The sequence below is a fragment of the Roseibium aggregatum IAM 12614 genome, assembly GCF_000168975.1.
Lineage (GTDB): Bacteria > Pseudomonadota > Alphaproteobacteria > Rhizobiales > Stappiaceae > Roseibium > Roseibium aggregatum.
In genome coordinates, this window is record NZ_AAUW01000006.1 from 287,406 (window position 1) to 301,804 (window position 14,399).

Annotated in this window: 12 protein-coding genes; 8 read left to right on the forward strand and 4 right to left on the reverse strand. The window is 60.5% G+C overall.

What is annotated here, in order from left to right:
* Window positions 1–89 precede the first annotated feature (89 nt).
* From SIAM614_RS10520 to hemP, 5 genes are all read left to right on the forward strand, one after another.
* Complete coding sequence (locus tag SIAM614_RS10520) at window positions 90–1,295, forward strand: ABC transporter substrate-binding protein (RefSeq protein WP_006934307.1); 1,206 nt, start codon at window positions 90–92, stop codon at window positions 1,293–1,295.
* Between the two features lie 323 nt (window positions 1,296–1,618).
* Window positions 1,619–2,797 (forward strand): BaiN/RdsA family NAD(P)/FAD-dependent oxidoreductase, encoded by a 1,179-nt coding sequence (locus SIAM614_RS10525; RefSeq protein ID WP_006934309.1) that lies wholly within the window; start codon window positions 1,619–1,621, stop codon window positions 2,795–2,797.
* A 295-nt stretch (window positions 2,798–3,092) separates the two neighbouring features.
* Window positions 3,093–4,160 carry a LacI family DNA-binding transcriptional regulator gene (locus tag SIAM614_RS10530; RefSeq protein WP_006934310.1) on the forward strand — a complete coding sequence of 356 codons (1,068 nt, stop codon included), beginning with the start codon at window positions 3,093–3,095 and terminating at the stop codon, window positions 4,158–4,160.
* Between the two features lie 101 nt (window positions 4,161–4,261).
* A complete protein-coding gene (gene rirA / locus SIAM614_RS10535) occupies window positions 4,262–4,726 on the forward strand; it encodes an iron-responsive transcriptional regulator RirA (protein WP_006934312.1) in 465 nt (154 codons plus the stop codon).
* A 502-nt stretch (window positions 4,727–5,228) separates the two neighbouring features.
* Complete coding sequence (hemP, locus tag SIAM614_RS10540) at window positions 5,229–5,453, forward strand: hemin uptake protein HemP (RefSeq protein ID WP_229597957.1); 225 nt, start codon at window positions 5,229–5,231, stop codon at window positions 5,451–5,453.
* Window positions 5,454–5,593: 140 nt separating this feature from the next.
* Here hemP and SIAM614_RS10545 read toward each other — a convergent pair whose 3' ends face one another.
* From SIAM614_RS10545 to betI, 4 genes are all read right to left on the reverse strand, one after another.
* Window positions 5,594–6,877 (reverse strand): adenylate/guanylate cyclase domain-containing protein, encoded by a 1,284-nt coding sequence (locus tag SIAM614_RS10545; RefSeq protein ID WP_006934314.1) that lies wholly within the window; start codon window positions 6,875–6,877, stop codon window positions 5,594–5,596.
* Between the two features lie 295 nt (window positions 6,878–7,172).
* Window positions 7,173–8,636 carry a betaine-aldehyde dehydrogenase gene (betB, locus tag SIAM614_RS10550; RefSeq protein ID WP_006934315.1) on the reverse strand — a complete coding sequence of 488 codons (1,464 nt, stop codon included), beginning with the start codon at window positions 8,634–8,636 and terminating at the stop codon, window positions 7,173–7,175.
* A gap of 60 nt (window positions 8,637–8,696) precedes the next feature.
* A complete protein-coding gene (betA, locus tag SIAM614_RS10555) occupies window positions 8,697–10,355 on the reverse strand; it encodes a choline dehydrogenase (RefSeq protein ID WP_006934316.1) in 1,659 nt (552 codons plus the stop codon).
* A gap of 15 nt (window positions 10,356–10,370) precedes the next feature.
* Window positions 10,371–10,973, reverse strand: coding sequence for a transcriptional regulator BetI (betI, locus tag SIAM614_RS10560; RefSeq protein WP_006934317.1), 603 nt, complete (start codon window positions 10,971–10,973; stop codon window positions 10,371–10,373).
* 362 nt (window positions 10,974–11,335) lie between these two features.
* On the opposite strand from betI, the gene SIAM614_RS10565 reads away from it, so the two are divergent.
* The 3 genes from SIAM614_RS10565 to choV all read left to right on the forward strand — a co-directional run bounded on the left by SIAM614_RS10565 (window position 11,336) and on the right by choV (window position 14,243).
* Window positions 11,336–12,280 (forward strand): choline ABC transporter substrate-binding protein, encoded by a 945-nt coding sequence (locus tag SIAM614_RS10565; RefSeq protein ID WP_006934323.1) that lies wholly within the window; start codon window positions 11,336–11,338, stop codon window positions 12,278–12,280.
* A 77-nt stretch (window positions 12,281–12,357) separates the two neighbouring features.
* Window positions 12,358–13,203 carry a choline ABC transporter permease subunit gene (gene choW, locus SIAM614_RS10570; RefSeq protein WP_006934325.1) on the forward strand — a complete coding sequence of 282 codons (846 nt, stop codon included), beginning with the start codon at window positions 12,358–12,360 and terminating at the stop codon, window positions 13,201–13,203.
* Window positions 13,200–14,243, forward strand: a complete 1,044-nt coding sequence (gene choV, locus SIAM614_RS10575) for a choline ABC transporter ATP-binding protein (RefSeq protein ID WP_006934326.1) — start codon at window positions 13,200–13,202, stop codon at window positions 14,241–14,243. The genes choW and choV overlap by 4 nt, the downstream gene beginning before the upstream one ends.
* Window positions 14,244–14,399: the final 156 nt, after the last annotated feature.

Sequence of the window (14,399 nt, forward strand, 5' to 3'; positions counted from 1 at the left end):
GTCCCTCAGGCTAGCTTTCCCGTTTCGGAAGGCAGGGCCTTGAAAAACCAAAGTCCCGGCGAAGACCGGAATATTGAGGAGGTACTTTGATGAAAACCAAGATTCTCGCACTTGCTGCAGGTCTGATGACCGCAACCGCGCTGGCATCCGTACCGGCCAAGGCCGATGTCAAGATCGGCTTGCTCGGCGGCATTTCCGGCCCGATCGCAGCCATGGCTCCGGCCATGATCGATGCGGCACAGCTCGCTTTCCAGCAGGTCAACGAGCAAGGCGGCATCGGCGATGGCGAAAAGCTGGTTGGCGTTGTCGGCGACAGCGCCTGTAACCCGCAGAACGGCACCGACGCCGCCACCAAGGCCGTCAACATCGAAGGCGTCATCGGCGTCGTCGGCCCGCATTGCTCGGGTGCGGTTCTGGCTGCTGCCGGTTCCGTCACCATTCCGGCCGGTATCACCATGATCACGCCGTCCGGCACCTCGCCGGAAATCTCCACGCTCGACGACAAGGGCACCGTGTTCCGCACCGTGCCGTCTGACGACTATCAGGGCCGCGCTCTGGCACGTACCCTGAAGGAGCAGGGCTACGAGAAGGTCGCCGTCGCCTACCTCAACAACGACTACGGCACCGGTCTCGCCAATGCGTTCAAGGCGGAATTCGTCGATGAACTCAGCGGTGAAATCACGCAGTTCGCAGCGCATGAGGAAGGCAAGGCCTCCTATCGTTCCAACCTTGCCGAACTCGCCAAGGGTGGTGCGGACACGCTGGTGATCTTCGACTACGGCGACGGCACCGGCCTCACCATCCTGCGTCAGGCTCTCGAAAACGGCTTCTTCGACAAGTTCGTCGGCGGCGATGGCATGAAGTCCGAAGCGGTGATCAACGAACTGGGTGCCGAAAACCTCGCCACCTTCGTGTCGTCCTCGCCGGTTGGCGAACAGTCCGAATCCCTCGACATCTTCAACGAAGCCTTCAAGGGCATCGGCGGCGATCCGGATGCGATCTTTGCCACCACGTCCTATGACGCGGCGTTCCTGCTGGCTCTCGCGGTCGAAAAGGCCGGCGGCAAGAAGGAAGACGTTGCAGCGGCCATGGCCGAAGTCTCCAACGGCGAAGGTGAAACGATCCGTCCGGGCGAGTGGAAGAAGGCCAAGGAACTGATCGCAGCCGGCAAGGCCATCGATTACAAGGGCGCAGCCGGCGACCACAACTTCGATGAAAAGGGCGACGTCCCGGGCACCTATGCCCTTTGGGAAGTCGGTGCAAATGGCTTCGAAGTCCTGACCGAAATGAAGTAAGCGACTTCACACGAAGCGTTTGCAGGAAACCGACGGCTCGAAAGGGCCGCCGGTTTTTCTGTTTCTATTGCTTTGCATGCCGCCGTCATTCCGGACAAGCGAGGCGCAGCCGAACGCAGATCCGGAAACCAGACATATTTCGCGCTGAAAGCGCGGCTGCTTCTCTTTCTGTGGAAGAAGTGTTCGCTCATGCTCACGCTTATGCGCTGGGTTCCGGATCGGCGCGCAGCTTTGGCTGCGCTTGTCCGGAATGACGAAGGGGCAGAGAAAACAAACTCATGTCTCCCTTACCCCATCCCGATTTTCCCGCTATACACCCCGCCATGCGTGATCTGGATGTTCTTGTGCTTGGTGGCGGTGCCGCCGGGTTGATGTGTGCGATTGAGGCGGCGAAGCGTGGGCGCAAGGTGCTCGTGATCGACCATGCCAGAAACCCGGCGGAGAAGATCCGGATTTCCGGCGGCGGGCGCTGTAACTTTACGAATATCCATTGTTCGCCGGCTAATTTTCTCTCGCAGAACCCGAGGTTCTGTGTGTCGGCGCTGAAGCGCTACACCCAGCAGGACTTTCTGAAACTGGTCGAAAAGTACCGGATTTCCTGGCACGAAAAGACACTCGGCCAGCTCTTTTGCGACAACAGCGCGAAGGACATCATCCGCATGCTGCTGGACGAGCTGGAAGCGGCCGGAGGCACCTTGCAGCTGGAAACGGACATCAAGGCAATTGAAAAGCCGGACGACCGGTTCTCGGTATCAACGTCCAAGGGGTCGTTGCGGGCAGCATCGCTTGTGGTGGCGACCGGCGGACCGTCGATCCCGAAGATGGGCGCAACAGGCTTTGGCTATGATCTGGCCAAGCGCTTCGGCCACAACGTCATTGCCCCGCGCGCGGCGCTCGTGCCGCTGACCTTTTCCGATGCCAACAAGGAACTGTGCGGCCGGCTTGCCGGTGTCTCGGTGGATGCGGTCGTTTCGTTCCGGAAGACGTCGTTTCGCGAAGGCCTGCTCTTCACCCACCGGGGTCTGTCTGGTCCTTCGGTGCTGCAGATTTCGTCCTATTGGCAGGAAGGCCAGCCGATTTCGGTGAACCTGTCTCCTGAGGCCGACGTCTTCGAAGCCTTGCGGAGCGCCCGCCAGGACAACCCGAAACAGGACCTGAAGACAGCCCTCGGCGGATTGCTGCCCAACCGGCTGGCCGATGAGTTGTCGCAGGCCTTTGCCCTGAAAGGCCGCCTGGCCGACCAGTCGGACAAGGTGCTGCGCCGGGCCGCCGAACAGTTGAACCGATGGCAGCTCACACCGGTCGGCACCGAAGGCTACCGCACGGCGGAAGTCACGCTTGGTGGCGTGGACACGAAGGAAATCTCCTCCAAGAACATGGAAAGCACGAAAGTACCGGGCCTCTATTTCATCGGCGAGGTGGTCGACGTCACCGGCCATCTCGGCGGCTACAATTTTCAGTGGGCCTGGTCGTCCGGCCATGCCGCCGGCCAGGTGGCCTGACAGCCGCTTTCATCCTTTCGTTGAAGAGATTTGCGCGGCGCAGCATTTTTTGATGATCGCTCCTCAGAGCTGGTTATAGTGACTGAAAAGAAGGTATGGCTCCAGGCCGCTCTTTCGCCGCGACCTTGATCTCCCTCATCCTGAGGAAGCGCGTCAGCGCTGTCCCCAAGAATGGGCGGCAAGTGCCGGAACGCGCGGCCCGTCCTTGGGGTGGGACCTGACGGTCTCTCCAGGGATGAGAAAGGGCCGTGTCTGGGTGAAAGAGAGCGGCTATGGCTGTCGTCCGGGGGGATGAATGAAGCGCGTAACCATTCACGATGTGGCGGAAACGGCGGGCGTCAGCCTGGCGACGGTTGACCGTGTGTTGAACGGGCGGCCGGGTGTCCGCAAGGTCACCATCGAAAAGGTCAAGCAGGCGGTTGATGCGCTCAATTACAAGCCGGATGTCTTTGCCGCAGGCCTTGCCAAGAAACGGGTCTACCGTCTGCACTTCCTTATTCCGAATGGCCCCAACGCCTTCATGGAAGACCTGACCCGCGAAGCGCTGTCGCACGCCGAAACCATGAGCGCCGACCGTATGCACGTGCATGTGGAGCCCATCGATGCTTTCGACGGCCACAGGGTGGCCGGCACGCTGGCGATCCTCGACCGGTCGCAGTGCGACGGTGTCGCGGTGGTCGCGCCGGCGTTTCCGGAAGTGCAGGCAGCCATCGACCGGCTGCAGGACCGGGGCGTGCCCGTGGTCACGCTGGTCTCCGATCATCCGTCCTCTTCCCGCCGGCATTTCGTCGGGATCGACAATGTGGCCGCCGGGCGCACCGCCGGACGGTTGCTCGGGCGTTTCCTGCCCAGGGTGCCAGCCAAGATCGGGATCATTGCCGGTTCACTCGGCCTTCGCGACCACGCGGAGCGCTATCAGGGCTGCCGGGATGTTATGGAGCAGGACTTTCCTCATCTGGAATTGCTGAAGGTGCGCGAGGGCAGGGACGACAACGCCCGCAACGCGGATCTGATGCGAAAGCTTCTGGCTGAACATCCTGATCTCGCCGGGCTTTACAATATCGGCGCGGGCAACCGGGGCACGATCGCGGCTCTGAAGGAAAGCGGCCGCAGCGAGGGCATCGTCTTTGTCGGTCACGAGTTGACGCCCTATACGCGTGAAGCGCTGCAGGACGATGTGCTCGATGCCGTGATAGCCCAGGACCCCGGCCACGAGATCCGCAGCGCGATCCGCGTGTTGAAGGCGCTCTGCGATGGCGCTGCGATCATCGAAGGTCAGGAACGTATCGGCATAGATGTGTTCCTGAAGGACAATCTGCCCGGGGAAATGGAGCCTTTCGCACCCGCCGGGCAGCCTGCCTGAGGGCGGGTTCAGGGCCGTTTTCGGACGATTTCGCCAAAAAGTGGTCTCCCACATTCAAATTTTGAATTGACCTTTCAGGGCGCGCACCTCATATCTAGTGCATGCGTTTGACACAACAGACAAACTATGCCGTACGCGCGCTGATGTACTGCGCCGTCAACCCGGACAAACCCAGCAAGGTTGCGGATATCGCGGCCAGCTTCGACATGTCCGAAACCCACCTGTTCAAGATCATGAAAGTCCTGGTTGATGCAAATCTGATCAAGACCATTCGTGGCCGGAACGGAGGGGTTATGCTGGCACGCCCGGCAGAAAAGATTTCGGTTGGCGAAGTTGTCCGCGCCGCCGAGGAAAGTTTCCTTCTTGCGGAATGTTTCGACAGTGGCCGCAAGGATTGCCCGCTGATCATGTCCTGCGGCTTCAACGGCCTTCTGCATGAGGCGCTGGAAGCGTTCATGGAAGTGCTGGACGGCAAGTCGATTGCCGACCTGTCGGAAGACCGCTTCGGCATGCGCGATCTCTTGAAGATCGATATGACAAAGGCTCCGATCGCGGCCAACGCGTAAGGCTTAGCCGTCACATCAGGGTTTCGAAGGCGCCACCGTCAGGTCGGCGCCTTTTTTGTTTGGGCGAATCAAGGTCGGCGATTGGTGGCCCGGATCGCTGCTGAAAGAGAAGGGTCTTTAGGACGCAGCAACTGGTACTGGATCTGACCGTGGGATGGATCCGTTTCAGATTTTCTGGGAAGGGGCACCACGGCACGTGTCAGGCACGGGCCGGGTTAAAGGAAAAGGCCGGGCTGGCTTGCCGCTGAGGGAGAGGAGAGGGCGGTTGGCTGGCCTGGCATTTGTCACTCCGGTCTCCCGGAGGGCCTGTCTAATCCGAAACCAGAGGACGCGATTTCCGGTTCCGTTTCGATCAGGCATTGCCTTGATAGGAAAACTTGAGTATGAGTGTCAAGTATAAAGTTGAGTTGGATACTCATCTTTTAATTCCGATGTCCCACTGCTCCTTTACCAAACTGATTTTTTGAACAGTTTCAGGAGCGACACAAAGGCCAAGGACCGAATGCGCGCTATGACACCGACCGCCAACAGCCAGAAGCACCGCCTCTCCCTGGGAACCAGCAGCCGCGCCTCGCGCGCCTTCGCGGCGACGCCGCCACGCGAGGTCAAATCGGAACTCGACACCCGGGACCTGTTCAGCGGCCAGCGCCAGATCCATATCCGCCACAACGACGAAACCTACCGTCTGTCCATCACCAAGCAGGGCAAGTTGATCCTGACGAAGTGATCGAACAGGCCTGTCATCCCCGCGAAAGCGGGGATCCGGGACCCGTCATCGAACTGAAGATGGATTGCGGCGATTGCCCGGGGCTCCTGGGTCCCGGCTCTCCGCTACGCTTCGGCCGGGATGACACGAAAACGTGTGTGTCACGCCCCGAAAATCGCGACAGGCTTGCCGACACCGCGCAGGGCGTGTTCGCCCATTGCGCTGAGACCGGTCTGAAGATCGCCGGACAGGGCGTTGCGCACAGGTTCGGTCAGAAGCAGGGCGCGGCCGAGGGGTTTGCACAGGGATTCCACCCGGCTGGTCTCGTTGACGGCGCGGCCGATCACGGTGAAGTCGAGCCGTTCCTCGCCGCCGACATTGCCAAAAAAGACCTCTCCCCGGTGAAGGCCGATTCCGATCTTCAGCGGGTGCCAGTGAAGCGGAGCCGGAAGCTCGTCAGGCGGATTGCGGTTCAATTCGTCGATGGCTTCCAGTGCGGCCCTGGCAGCCTCCATGGCCGCATTGGCTGCCGCTGTTTCTCCCAGGGTTTTCTGATCGAACACGGCAAGAATACCGTCGCCCATGAATTTCAGGATATCACCACCATTGTTGAGCACGGCATCCGATACCCTGTCGAAATAGGCGTTCAGGATCGCGGTCACTTCCGGTCCGCTCAGCCGGTCGGCAAGCTGGGTGAAGCCGCGCATGTCTGCCATGAAGACGACAGCCGTGATCGCCTCGCCGTCGCCGCGCTTGATCTCGCCATCCAGCACACGCTGACCCGCGATCGGGCCGAGATAGGTATCGGCAACGTTGCGGGCGATCCGCTGAACGATGTGGCGCTCGATGTGAAGGGCCAGCAGGTCGATCAGAGTGCGGATCAGGTCTTTCTCCTGCTGGGTCAAACCTCCTGGCTTGCGGGTCGCCAGGGTCATGGCATTGTGTTTTTCATGCGAGGAACTGAGCGGCAGGGCGACATAGGCCGTGTATCCCTGATCGGCGAGCTCCCGCATCAGGGGGGCCGAATTCGCCCCCTCGTCACTTTCCAGGTTGACCCGGATGGTCTGGCCCTCGTTGATGACGTGAAACAGCGGATTGCGGGTAAAGGCTTCCGACTTGGGCGCGTTTGCGTCCGCGGCAACCTCGTCACAAAACTTGTCCTGGCTGTTCCAGACCCATGAAAAACCGATGACACGGGGGTGCAGCGTGCCGATGTGCAGCGTCGCCCGGTCAATGGCAATCCCGGCAGCCTTGCAGCGCCACATGAACTCCTCGAACATCAGCATGACATCATCGATCCGCGTCGCCTCATGCAAGAGCCACGATTTCAATTCGTCGACGCTGAGCGTTTCCGGCGCACAGGCGGGCCCTCTGCGGGAGCGTGCCGTCAGATAGATGTAGGGCGCGTAGGTGCGCGGGGCGGGATCCAGGAAAGCTTTGTTCATCGGTGCTCTGTGATACGGCTTGAACTTATATCTCGGGCACCGGCGTTCAAACTTCAATCGGCAAAATACCGAATGGTAGAAAACGCTTTCCAACGGTACGGGGGATAAGGAGAAAACAGGGGAGGGTACACTCCGTCCCTCCCTCTCGACGGGGCTTCCCGCTTGGTCGGGATAAGAGCGGAATGTCTACCGGAAACGAGCTGCACTTCAACCCCATCCGCAACCTCTCGAAGAGCCGCCTGAGCGGCACTTCGAAAAATGGGTTACATGATCAGGGTCAGGGGAGTTCGGCGCCTTAGAACGCCGCCTCGACACCCCCCATTTCCACGTAAACGCTCTTCGTCTGGCTGTAGTATTCGATCGCCGCATGGCCGTTCTCGCGGCCGATACCCGACTTCTTGTAGCCGCCGAAGGGCATTTCGATCGGGGTCAGATTGTAGGTGTTGATCCAGCAAGTGCCGGCCTGCAACTGGTCGATCACCCGGTGCGCCCGCTGAATGTCCTTGGTGAAAACGCCTGCGGCAAGGCCGAATTCCGTGTCGTTGGCGCGGGCGACGACGTCGTCCTCGTCGGTGAAGTCGAGAACGCTCAGAACAGGGCCGAAAATTTCCTCGCGGGCAATGCGCATGTCGTCCTTCACGTCGGCAAAGACGGTCGGCTGCACGAAATAGCCGTCCGGGAAGCTGGCGACCGAGGCCGTGCCACCGCCACAGACCAGCCGGGCGCCTTCGTCCTGGCCGATCTGCATGTAGTGGAGCACCTTGTCGAGCTGCTGTTTGGACACAAGCGGACCGATATTGGTTTCCTCGTCCAGCGGATCGCCCAGCACCGCATTGGCGGTGCGTTCCGCCAGCCGCTTCAGGAAGGCTTCCTTGATCGCCTCGTGAACGAACACGCGCGTACCGTTGGAGCAGATCTGACCGGTCGAATAGAAGTTGGCGTTGATGGCGGCAGACACCGCGTTTTCAATGTCCGCATCGTCAAAGACGATCAACGGCGACTTGCCGCCGAGCTCCAGCGTTGTCTTCTTCAGGTGTTCACCTGCAAGGGCGGCCACTTTTGCACCCGTCGGAACAGACCCGGTGAGAGAGATCTTGGCGATGGCCGGATGCGCCACCAGCTTTGCGCCGACATCACCAAAGCCCTGCAGCACATTGAAGACGCCATCCGGCAGACCGGCCTCGGTGAAGGCTTCGGCCAGCTTCAGCGCGCTCAGCGGGGTGACTTCCGAAGGCTTGAAGATCATCGCGTTGCCGCAAACGAGAGCCGGGGCCGCCTTCCAGCAGGCGATCTGGATCGGATAGTTCCAGGCACCGATGCCGAAGCAGATGCCGAGCGGTTCGCGCTTGGTGTAGGCGAAGGAGCAGCCCAGATCGATATGTTCACCCGTGAGTGTCGCGGCCAGACCGCCGAAATACTCCAGACAGTCGGCACCGGAGGCCGCGTCGGCAATCAGGGTTTCCTGCAAGGGTTTGCCGGTATCCAGCGTTTCCAGAATGGAAAGATCACGGTTCTTCTCGCGCAGGATTTCCGCCGTCCGGCGCAGGACCCGGCCGCGCTCGGCAGGAGGCGTCGCTGCCCAGATCTTCTGGCCTTCCTGAGCGGAGCGGATTGCCGCTTCAATCACCGTATCGTCGGCAGCGTGGAGCCGGGCAATCGCTTCACCGGTTGCAGGATACAGCGAGTCGAAGGGAGTGCCGCTCTGGCTCTCGGCATATGAGCCGCCGACATAGTGGGACGCTTGCGGTTGGGCGCGCATGGGTTGGCTCCTTGATTTGTAACTGTCCTGGTTTGCCAGAGGTGTCTGGTCTGCCAGAGGTCAGCGTTGGCTTGTTTCCCAGTCCGGGTGGATCCACGGTTCCTGGTTCGACGCAGGAAGCGGGGTTTTGCCCAGAATATGGTCCGATGCCTTTTCCCCGACCATAATCGAGGGCGCATTCAGATTGCCATTGGTGATTTGCGGAAAGATGGAACTGTCGGCGACACGCAGGCCATCGACACCGATGACCCGGCATTCCGGATCAACCACGGCCATGGCATCGTCCTTGGCCCCCATCCGGCAGGTGCCGCAGGGGTGATAGGCGCTTTCCACGTGTTCGCGGATGAAGTCGTTCAGGTCTTCATTGCTTTGCACATTGTCCCCGGGCTGTATCTCCTTGCCGCGATAGGGGGCGAAAGCTTCCTGGCCGAAAATCTCCCGGGTCAGGCGAATGCAGGTGCGGAAGTCTTCCCAGTCCTCGTCGTGAGACATGTAGTTGAACAGGATCGACGGCTTGGCCTTCGGATCGCTGGAGGTCAGCTTGATCCGGCCGCGCGACTTGGAGCGCATCGGCCCGACATGGGCCTGGAAACCGTGGCCTTCCGCGGCCGCCTGGCCGTCGTAACGCACGGCAAAGGGCAGGAAGTGATACTGGATATCAGGATATTTCACGCCCGCTTTGGAACGGATGAAGGCGCAGCTCTCGAATTGGTTCGAAGCGCCGAGGCCCTGCTTCAGGAACAGCCACTGGGCTCCGATCATCGCCTTGGAGAGCAGGTTCCAGTGCTTGTAGAGCGTAATCGGCTGGGTGCAGGCCTGCTGAAGATAAAGTTCCAGATGGTCCTGAAGATTGGCACCAACGCCCGGCCGGTCGGCGACGACATCGATCCCCATTTCAGCCAGATGCGCCGCCGGGCCGATGCCCGACTGCATCAGGATCTTCGGCGAGTTGATGGAAGACGCCGACAGGATCACCTCGCGCGCGGCCTTGGCCTCGCGGATCTCACCGCCGGTTTCGAATTCCACACCGACCGCGCGCTTGTCCTCGATCAGGACCCGGCGCACCAGGGCGCCTTTCACAAGGGTCAGGTTGCCGCGCTTGAGGGCCGGTTTCAGATAGGCGTTTGCAGCGGACCAGCGGCGGCCGCGATGGACCGTCATTTCCATGTCACCGAAGCCTTCCTGACGCTCGCCGTTGTAGTCGGCAGTCACGCCGTAACCGGCCTGCTCTCCAGCTGTCTTGAAGGCATCGAACAACGGGTTCCACTTCGTACCGCGCTGGACGTGCAGCGGGCCTTCACTGCCGCGCCAGCCCTCCTGGCCGCCATGGCTGTGTTCCTGGCGCTTGTAGTAGGGCAGCACGTGGCGATAGCCCCAGCCGCTCGCGCCCATCTCTTCCCAGGTGTCGAAGTCGCAGGCGTGTCCGCGCACATAGACCATGCCGTTGATCGAGGATGACCCGCCGATAACCTTGCCGCGCGGTGTCGCCAGGCGCCGGCCACCCAGGTGCGGCTCCGGTTCGCTGGCATAGCCCCAGTCGTAGAGCGGCATGTTCATCGGATAGGAGAGGGCAGCCGGCATCTGGATCAGCGGACCGACGTCCGTGCCGCCGAATTCCAGCACCAGCACCCTGTTGCCGGGGTCTTCCGACAGGCGGTAGGCCATGGCGCAGCCGGCAGATCCGGCTCCGACGATGATGAAGTCGAACTGGTCGCTCATGTTGATCCTAGTTGCTCAATTCTTGGTGTTGCGCCCCAGGTGGACGGCAATCTGGGTTTCCACATAGTCTTCGACCAGGGCGATGGCGGCCGACCGGTTGGGCTTGCCGTCGCGCAGCGCTTGCCGGATCCAGACCCCGTCGATCATCGATGCGGTTCCCTCGGCAATCCGGCGGGCCTCGTCCTGGGGCATGAAGGCCCGCAGGTTGTGGGTCAGGTTCGAGGCGAGCCTCGCGGCATAGATATTCAGAAGTCGACTGTTGCTGTCGGTGGTGCGCGACTGGACGTAGAAAGCGAGCCAGGCTGCGATCACCGCCGGCTGAAACTGGTCGACCGCAAAATTGCCGGCGATGATTGCGGAGATCCGCTCACGCGGGGTTTCCGCCTTTTCGAGGTTTTCGCGGATCGCCCGGCCGAGTTCGGTCAGGAGATGGCGCATGGTGGCGGCCAGCAACTGGTCCTTTGAGCCGAAATAGTGATGCACAAGACCGCCGGAGACACCCGCGCGCTTGGCGATCTGCGCCATGGTCACGTCGCTGTAGCCACGTTCGTGTATGGCATCGACTGTCGCGTCAATCAGACTGCGACGCCGCTCCGCTTCCATTCCGACCTTTGGCATTTTAACCTCCGACACTTGGTGAGAGAAGAATTCGGCTCGGCTTGCCGACCGTTGATCTGGCGCTGGCAACTCCGGCAAAGCACAAGTCCGGGTGCCCATCGTCACGATCATGGTGCAGCAGCGTCAACGGAAAGGAATAGCGCTTCTCAGAGCCTTTCGTTCCGCCTTGCCGAGGTCGTCTCACACCCGAGTTTTATTTTTAATTGATCAGTCAATCAATGAAAACTTGCATTTTTTTCTCGTGGATGTTTGGATCATGGTTAGGCAGTCTGTGGGCAAAGGAACTTCTGGACGGTAGAAACTTCCGACATCCACGCTCTGCAGAGAGACGAGAAACAAGACTTTCCATAGGAGGTATGCATATGAAAGTAGCAGCGACACTCGCTGGAGGCCTGGCGCTCGGGCTGATGTTCACGGGAACCGCCCTGGCAAACGAGCCGGAAAGCTGTCAGACCGTTCGTTTCTCGGATGTGGGCTGGACGGACATCACCGCGACCACCGCCGCGACCTCCGTCGTGCTGGAAGCGCTCGGCTACAAGCCGGATGTCAAACTGCTGTCCGTGCCGGTGACCTATGCGTCGCTGAAGAACAAGGACATCGATGTTTTCCTCGGCAACTGGATGCCGACCATGGAAGGCGACATCAAGAATTACCGTGAGGACGGCTCCGTCGAAACGGTCCGTGCAAACCTGGAAGGCGCGAAATACACGCTGGCCGTTCCGGAATACACGTATGAAAAAGGCCTGAAGAGCTTCGACGATATCGCCAAGTTCAAGGACGATCTCGACGGCAAGATCTACGGCATCGAGCCGGGCAACGACGGCAACCGCCTGATCATCGGCATGATCGATCAAAACCTCTTCGGCCTGGAAGGCTTCGAGGTGGTTGAATCCTCCGAGCAGGGCATGCTGGCGCAGGTCGCACGAGCAAACCGCCGCGACGCGGACATCGTCTTCCTTGGCTGGGAACCGCACCCGATGAACGCCAATTTCAAGATGAAGTATCTTGAAGGCGGTGATGATGTGTTCGGCCCGGACTACGGCGGCGCAACCGTCTACACGAACGTGCGTGCAGGCTACGTCAAGGAATGCCCGAACGTCGGCAAGCTGCTGGAGAATCTGGAATTCTCGCTGCCGATGGAAAACGAGATCATGGGTAAGATCCTGATCGATGGCGAAGACCCCAACAAGGCGGCAGCCGCCTGGTTGAAGGAACATCCGGCAACCTTCGAAAACTGGCTCGTCGGCGTGAAGACCTTTGATGGCGGAGACAGCTTCGCGGCCGTCAAGAGCGCTCTTGGCCTCTAACGTCTCTTGTGAAGTGGACGCCGTCGCTTGCGGCGGCGTCCTTTTTCGTGGCAACAGGATTCACAAGGGGGCTCACGTTGGAGTGGCTGACTGAACAAAAAATCCCGATCGGCAGTTGGGCGAAAGCCGGGGTCGATTGGCTAACCGACAACGCTTACTGGTTGTTCGACGGCATTTCCGCCTTTCTCTTGACGATCATCGACGGAATCTTGTGGGTGCTTCAGGCGCCGCCTCCTCTTGTGATGGTCGCCATCTTTGTCGCACTGGCCTATTTCGTTCACCGCACGATCACGTTTGCAGCCCTTGTCGCGATTGCCCTGTTGCTCATCATCAATCAGGGCTACTGGGAAGAGACGACGGAAACCCTGGCCCTGGTCATGGCTTCGACGATTGTCTGCATGGCGATCGGTGTGCCGATCGGCGTTGTTGCGGCACATCATCCGCGGGTCTACGCCGTTCTGCGTCCTGTTCTCGATCTGATGCAGACACTGCCGACCTTCGTTTACCTGATCCCGGCGCTCATCCTGTTTGGCCTCGGCATGGTGCCCGGCCTGATCGCGACCGTGATCTTTTCCATTCCCGCGCCAATCCGGCTCACGCAGCTCGGTGTGTCATCGACGCCCACTTCGCTCCTGGAAGCCGGCAAGGCCTTTGGCGCGACGAACTCCCAGCTTCTCTGGAAAATCGAATTACCCTACGCACTGCCACAGATCATGGCCGGCCTGACGCAGACAATCATGCTGTCCCTGTCGATGGTGGTGATCGCCGCGCTTGTTGCTGCCGACGGTCTCGGGGTTCCGGTGCTGCGGGCGCTGAACACGGCCAACGTCGCGCTCGGCTTTGAGGCAGGCGTCTGCATCGTCCTGATCGCCATCGTTCTCGACCGTTTCTTCCGCGCACCGTCTGGAGGCAACAAGAAATGAGCGATGCAACCAAGACACCCGTCGTCACCTTCAGGGATGTCGACATCGTCTTCGGCGAAAAACCGCAGTCGGCTCTGCCTTTGATCGACGCCGGCAAGACCCGGCAGGAAATCCAGGCGGAAACCGGTCAGATCCTCGGCGTTGCCGGTGCGACCTTCGATATCCACGAAGGTGAAGTGATCGTGTTGATGGGCCTGTCCGGCTCCGGCAAGTCCACGCTGCTGCGGGCAGTCAACGGCCTCAACCCGGTTATCCGGGGCGAAGTGCAGGTGCATGACGGCAAGCGCTACGTCAATCCGGAAACCTGCCCCGAAAATGACCTTCGCGAGCTACGTCGGCACCGGATCGGCATGGTGTTCCAGCACTTCGGTCTGTTGCCATGGCGCACGGTGGCGGAAAATGTCGGTTTCGGCCTGGAGCTGGCAGGCATGCCCGCAAAGGAGAGAGCGGCCAAGGTCGAGGCGCAGCTCAAACTGGTCGGCCTGACCGGTTGGGGTGAGAAGCAGGTGCACGAACTTTCCGGCGGCATGCAGCAGCGTGTTGGCCTTGCCCGTGCCTTTGCGACCGACGCGCCGCTTCTGCTGATGGACGAACCGTTCTCGGCACTCGATCCGCTCATCCGCGACAAGCTGCAGGACGAGCTGCTCGATCTGCAGAAGGAACTCAACCGGACGATCATCTTCGTCAGCCACGATCTCGATGAAGCCGCCAAGATCGGCTCGCGCATCGCGATCATGGAAGGCGGGCGGGTGATCCAGCTCGGCACATCGCAGGAGATCGTCAAGACGCCGGCAACAGACTATGTCGCCGAATTCGTCAGCCACATGAACCCGCTCAACGTGCTGCGCGCGCGCGACATCATGGTGCCTCCCGGAAGTCTGCCGGGCTCGCTCGCCAGCGGCCTGACCTGCGATCCCGAAGCCTCGGTCCGTGAAGTCGCGAAGCTGAAAAAATCCAGCAAGGATCCCGTTGTCGTGAAGGCAAAAGGCTCCATCGTCGGCGTGATCGGCGAGAAGGAACTGCTGGACTGCATGGCGTAAGGCGTGCGGGGGCTTGGGGCTTTTCTATAAAGTGAGCCTCATCCTGAGGAGGACCGCCAGGTCCGTCTCGAAGGATGGGCCACTTGTTCAGGAAGTTGCCGCCCATCCTTCGAGACAGCGCTCGCGCGCTTCCTCAGGATGAGGATGAACAAATCG